Origin of the sequence: Caldimonas sp. (assembly GCF_046289365.1) — a bacterium.
Classification (GTDB): domain Bacteria; phylum Pseudomonadota; class Gammaproteobacteria; order Burkholderiales; family Burkholderiaceae_C; genus Caldimonas.
The window spans coordinates 1716-5986 of sequence record NZ_JBKBVU010000190.1 but is presented as its reverse complement, the minus strand read 5'-3'; the positions used below and the strand labels follow the sequence as shown (position 1 = coordinate 5986).

General features: G+C 64.8%; 3 protein-coding genes and 1 pseudogene. All 4 read right to left on the bottom strand.

Translation table 11 applies throughout. The features are described 5' to 3' along the window. Window positions 1-281, bottom strand: a 281-nt coding sequence (locus ACK42S_RS14840) for a sigma 54-interacting transcriptional regulator (RefSeq protein ID WP_409709160.1), incomplete at its 3' end; no start/stop codon positions are given. 140 nt (window positions 282-421) lie between these two features. Further along, window positions 422-1370 (bottom strand): annotated as a pseudogene (prfB, locus tag ACK42S_RS14835) (peptide chain release factor 2); the annotation flags it as partial. A gap of 80 nt (window positions 1371-1450) precedes the next feature. Continuing rightward, window positions 1451-2374, bottom strand: a complete 924-nt coding sequence (locus ACK42S_RS14830; protein ID WP_409709157.1) for an alpha/beta fold hydrolase — start codon at window positions 2372-2374, stop codon at window positions 1451-1453. A gap of 3 nt (window positions 2375-2377) precedes the next feature. Further along, a complete protein-coding gene (locus ACK42S_RS14825; RefSeq protein ID WP_409709154.1) occupies window positions 2378-4108 on the bottom strand; it encodes an ABC transporter ATP-binding protein in 1731 nt (576 codons plus the stop codon). Window positions 4109-4271 lie beyond the last annotated feature (163 nt).

Genomic DNA, 4271 nt, shown 5'->3' with positions numbered 1-4271 from the left:
CCACCATTTGCTTGTTCAAATTTACCAATTCGAAGTGAGGTAGCTCCAGTAAATGCGCCTTTTTCGTGACCGAAAAGTTCTGATTCAATTAATTCATTTGGAATGGCTGCACAATTAACTTCGATAAAAGGTTTATTTGCTCGATTACTGAAGTTATAAATTGCTCTCGCCACAAGTTCTTTGCCGGTACCATTTTCCCCAGTAATAAGAATTCTGGAATTTGTTGGTGCAACTTTTTTAATAGTTTCTAAAATGTTTCTTATACTCTCGCTTTGACCGATTATTTCATATTTACTTTCTATTTTTTCTTTAAGCTGTTTGTTTTTTTGTAGAAGTTCTGATTGTTGGACTGCGTTTCTACTGGTAATCCATAATTTATCACGCTCCCCGGGTTTTTTTCTTGCCTCGTCGACTCCTTTTTTTTTTTTTCCTCGATTTTTTGTTTCTTGGCCGGGCGTTTGCGCCTCTTTTTCTCGTACGGGCGCGTGCGCAGCACGCGCCAGGCCTCGTCGCGGTTGCTGTGCTGGCTGCGGCTGCTCTGGCACTGCACGACGATGCCGGTGGGCAGGTGCGTCAGGCGCACCGCGGAGTCCGTCTTGTTGATGTGCTGGCCGCCCGCGCCGCTGGCGCGGAAGGTGTCGGTGCGCACATCGGCCGGGTTGATCTCGATCTCGATGGAGTCATCCACCTCGGGGTAGACGAACACGCTGGCGAACGAGGTGTGGCGGCCACCGGACGAATCGAAGGGGCTCTTGCGCACCAGTCGGTGCACGCCCGTCTCGGTGCGCAGGTAGCCGAAGGCATAGTCGCCCTCGACCTTGATCGTGGCGCTCTTGATGCCGGCCACGTCGCCCGGCGATTCCTCCAGCACCTCGGCCTTGAAGCCCTTGCGTTCGCAGTAGCGCAGGTACTGGCGCAGCAGCATGCCCGCCCAGTCGCAGGCCTCGGTGCCGCCGGCGCCGGCCTGGATGTCGATGAAGCAGTTGTTCGGGTCGGCCGGGTTGCTGAACATGCGCCGGAATTCGAGCTGCTCGACCTCGTGGGCGAGTTCGGCGGTCTCGGCCTCGATGGCCTGCAGGCCGTCGTGGTCGTCCTCGGCGCGACTCATCTCGTAGAGCTCGAGGTTGTCGGCCAGCTCCCGCTCCAGCCGGGCAATGGTGTCGACCACGGCCTCGAGCGACTTCTTCTCGCGACCCAGCTCCTGGGCGCGCTTGGGGTCGTTCCAGACGGCCGGGTCCTCCAGCGCGGCGTTGACCTCGCTCAGGCGGATGGACTTCTGGTCCCAGTCAAAGATACCTCCGTAGCTCGCCGGTGCGCTGGCGCAGGTCTTCCAGGGTGGAACCGATGAGGTTGATGCGTTCTGCTTCCATGGTGCTGTCCTTGTTCGTGTGCGGCGGCAAAGGCCGTGCCTCGCAGGGTCTGCGGCGAAAACGGGCATTTTGGCACGGGCTCAGCGCAGGAAGGCGTGGAGGTGGGTGGCCGGGGCCTCGGGCTGGTCATGGTGCAGCATGTGGCCGGCCGGCGAGAGCACGCGGCGTTCGAGCTGCCGGACCACCTGGAGCCGCTCCTCGAACTCGGCACGCGGGTAGCGCTCGCCCCACCATCGGGCCATGTCGGTGCGGTCGCCCTCCACCCACAGCACCGGGGCCGTGATGGCGGCCCAGCAGGCCAGGGCCTCCTCTTTGCGGTAGAGCACCGGGTTGCGCCGCTTGTGGGCCGGGTCCCCGAGGATCTCCCACAGGCCGTCGTCGCGCCGGCGCGACCAGTGTGGGGCCAGCCAGGCTGCGAACTCCGGGCGCAGCAGGGGGTTGTTCTGGCGCAGGCGCTGCACCACGGCCTGCAGGCTGGGGTAGGGGCGCAAGGCCTGCGGCGTCTTCAGCTCGTCCAGCCAGGCGGCGTAGTGCTTTGGCGCGCTGGTGGGCTGACTGGCGGGCAGGCCGAAACCCTCGAGGTTGACGAGCCGGCGGATGCGCTGGGGCCGGATGCCGGCATAGAGCATCGCCACATTGCCGCCCATGCTGTGGCCCAGCAGATCCACCACCTGCCCGGGCAGCAGGCGGTCGAGCAGGGTGTCGAGATCGCCCAGGTAGTCGGGAAACCAGTAGCTGTCGGCCTGGGGGGCCTCGCTGAGCCCGAAGCCGCGCCAGTCGGGGGCGATCACGTAGCGCCGCGAGGCCATGGCATCGACCACGAACTGGAAGGAGGCCCCCACGTCCATCCAGCCATGCAGCATCACCAGCGCCGGGCTGTCGGGGGTGACCCATTCCGGCGAGCCCCAGTGGTGCACGTGATAGCGCAAGCCGCGGATCTCGAGAAACTCCGGCCGCGACGGACGACGGGGAACATAAGAAGCGGGGGAGTCGTCCTGGCCCATCGTTCACTCCATGGCCTGTGCGCGCACCATGCCGGCATACAGCCCGCCTCGGGTCATCAGATCCTCATGCCGGCCGGATTCGACCACACGGCCTTCCGACAGCACGTAGATACAGTCGGCGTTGCGCACCGTGCTCAGGCGGTGGGCGATCAGCACCAGCGTCTTCTCGCCGCGCCATTGTTCGATGGATTGCTGCACGATGCGTTCAGATTCGCTGTCCAGTGCCGAGGTGGCCTCGTCGAAAACCCAGACGCGTGCATCCTTGTACAGGGCCCGGGCTATGGCCAGGCGTTGGCGCTGGCCACCCGAAAGTCGACTGCCGTTGGCACCGATGTTGGCATCCAGCCCCTCGGGCTGGCTGAGCACGAAGTCCCACAGGTTGGCCGCACGCAGCGCCGCCTCGATACGGGCGCGGTCCGGCGCCTGCGCATACGCCACGTTCTCTGCGATCGAGCCATCGAAGAGCACAATGTCCTGGGAGACCACTGCAAACTGCCGGCGCAACGAGGCCTTGCGGATCTCTTGGATGTCGATGCCGTCCAGTTCGATGCGTCCGGCCGTTGGGGCGACGAAGCCGAGCATGGCGTTGATGGCAGTCGTCTTGCCCGACCCCGACGGGCCGACCAGGGCAACGGTGCGCCCGGCCGGGATGTCGAGCGTGAGTTCACGCAGGGCAGGGGTCTCACTGCCGGGATAGGTGATTCGGACCTGGTCGAAACGGAGGTGTCCACGGCATCGGGCGGGATCGATCTCCCGGGTGCCCGGATCGGGCTCGGCCGGCGTGTCCATGAGCTCGAAGCAGGCACGCGCGCCGATGAGCCCGCCGATGATGGGTTGCATCACGTCGGTGAGGTGGCGCATCGGCGAGATCGTCATCAGCAAGGCTGCGATGAAGGCCACGAACTCGCCGACGGTGGCCGCCCCGCGGTGGGCCTCCACCAGGGCCAGGGTGAGGATGACGGCCACACCCAGGCTGGCCACCACCTGTGTCAGCGGCGTCATCGTGGCTGCGGCCGCGACGTTTTTCAGCGTGACGTGGCGCAGCCGCCGTGCCTCGGCCTCGAAGCGGCGGCGTTCGAATTCGCCGGCATCGAAGGTGCGCACGACGCGCCAGGCCCGCGAGATGTCATCGACGATGCGCACCAGGCGGATCTGCGACTCGTAGGCCTGGGTGCCCACCGAGAGCACGCGCCTTTGCACCTTGCGCACCACGAAGGCCAGCAGCGGCATGATCACCAGCGACAGCAAGGTGAGCTTCCAGTTGAGGTAGATCAGGTAGCCCAGCAGCGCGAAGAAGGTGGTGCCGTCGCGCAAGGCCGTCGTCAGGGCGCGTGACAACGAGGCGGTAGCCGCTTGCGGATCGTTGATCACCTTGGCGGCCGCCACGCCGGGACTCATGCGGTTGTACAGGCTCGCATCGGCGCGCATCAGGGCGCCCATCAGGTCCGAGCGCAGGGCCAGCACGGCGTGCGAGACCGACCAGTTGAACAGGTAGGTGCCGCAGAAGGCCAGCAGTCCACGCACCGCGAACAGACCGACCACCACCACGGGGACCAGCCACAGCGGGAACCCCAGCTCGGCCTTGAAGCCGCTGTCGAGCAACAGCTTGAGCAGGGCCGGCACCAGAGGTTCGACGGCAGCCGAGAGGAAAAAGCACACCACGCCCAGGCCCACGCCTGCCTTGTGGGGGCGCACGTAGGACAGCAGACGGACGGCAACGGTCTTCAGGCTCATGCAGCGGGTACGGGTCTGGTCTTCCGGGGACGCCGGACCGAGCCCCGGATTGTGCCTTGCCGGGGCCACCGGCTGGGACAACCCCGGGGTGCGGGACGGCGCCGGCCCTGGCACCACCGGCGCCGGAAAGAACCACACCCCAAAAATGGCCCCATGCCCGCCC

Bases quoted from the DNA above. Each gene is read 5' to 3' on its own strand.
- ACK42S_RS14825 (WP_409709154.1), bottom strand. From the start codon at position 4,108: ATGAGCCTGAAGACCGTTGCCGTCCGTCTGCTGTCCTACGTGCGCCCC.
- ACK42S_RS14830 (WP_409709157.1), bottom strand. From the start codon at position 2,374: ATGGGCCAGGACGACTCCCCCGCTTCTTATGTTCCCCGTCGTCCGTCG.